The sequence below is a fragment of the Parabacteroides sp. MSK.9.14 genome (assembly GCF_019041495.1).
Classification (GTDB): Bacteria; Bacteroidota; Bacteroidia; order Bacteroidales; family Tannerellaceae; genus Parabacteroides; species Parabacteroides merdae.
Genome location: NZ_JAHPXO010000117.1, coordinates 1 through 1141 on the forward strand (window position 1 = coordinate 1; position 1141 = coordinate 1141).

At 40.7% G+C, this 1141-nt stretch carries 2 protein-coding genes; both read right to left on the reverse strand.

Translation table 11 applies throughout. The features are described 5' to 3' along the window. Window positions 1-56 precede the first annotated feature (56 nt). Window positions 57-338: a nucleotidyl transferase AbiEii/AbiGii toxin family protein gene (locus KTG12_RS22395; protein WP_227945679.1), complete on the reverse strand. Its 282-nt coding sequence runs from the start codon at window positions 336-338 to the stop codon at window positions 57-59. 59 nt (window positions 339-397) lie between these two features. Then, a complete protein-coding gene (locus tag KTG12_RS21375; protein WP_155143607.1) occupies window positions 398-979 on the reverse strand; it encodes a type IV toxin-antitoxin system AbiEi family antitoxin domain-containing protein in 582 nt (193 codons plus the stop codon). Window positions 980-1141 lie beyond the last annotated feature (162 nt).

The following is a 1141-nucleotide window of genomic DNA, read 5'->3' on the forward strand; positions in this document are numbered from 1 at the left end:
ATGGGCAGTAAAATAGAATCTTGTACCAAAATATTTCTTTTCGACTGTGATCGGTTCTATTTTGATACTTCCTGCGTCAAATGACACCCCATCTTCATGGCATACGATACCCAGGATTTCTTGGAATACACGAGCCAGGAAATCCCAGCCACAACTGATCCTGTCCGCCATAAACCCACATCAACCGTAGGACGAGCCTCAAGTCCATTCATGGCATAAAGCAAAGAACCGCCTTTCAACAAGAATTTGTCCTTGTACTGGCTTACAGAAGCCCTGCAAAGCAGTCTCTCGTTGAAGTATCTTGCCAGAAGATACCATGTATTTATAGCCTGTCTCATTCATGAGGTTGAGCAAGCGTGTCTTTACAGACTTGTCATAGTTTTTCTTTCCCATTATCTTATTCTATTGCGATTTCGAGATAATTTTTCAACGTGTTAAACACTCTTAGGCGCTTGGCGTAATCCTGCAAACGGGCGAGATTACGGTTCGGCTTTTTCAGATAAGTACGTATTACTTCCGCGCAAACGTCCAGACCAATCTTGTTCCGATACTTCACCGCATCACAAACACTTCGTTCCATATCAGTAATATGAACTTTATATCCCGATATATCCGCATCCATAATCCCAAACTCCAAGTTCTCTTTTTTCCAATAATAAAGTTCTATAGGCAGGACGTGTGGAAGCACTACTTTCCTTTTATTGGCAATGGCTATGCAAAAAGCAGGCGGGACTGTCGTAGACACTTGATGATATGTCCAGGCATTGTATAGGCATACAACACCATTCGGTATTATCCTCTCCACGTCTATCATCGTGTTTAGCAATGCCTCGGGAGCTGCATATACCCCATGACGCAATCTTATCAAATCGCCACGTTCTTTAGCTCGCAACACCTGTTTATATTCCGACAGGTGAGATATATCCGTTGTGGATATAGTCCCTCCGAGAAACGCAACTTTATTAATTATATCATTCATATAATCCACCTTAGAAGTTCTTTTCACACTACAAAAATACGATTATTTTCCGAATAATAGGTAATATTCTACGGTTAATTCGTAAAAACACCGTATAATACTACCAGTATCCGTTTTTCATATAAATCATATCTATAGAAGAAGCCCTGTGTCATCTGATGA

What these genes read in the sequence shown, in the direction of transcription:
- KTG12_RS22395 (WP_227945679.1), bottom strand. Translation starts at nt 338, where the DNA reads ATGAGACAGGCTATAAATACATGGTATCTTCTGGCAAGATACTTCAAC.
- KTG12_RS21375 (WP_155143607.1), bottom strand. Translation starts at nt 979, where the DNA reads ATGAATGATATAATTAATAAAGTTGCGTTTCTCGGAGGGACTATATCC.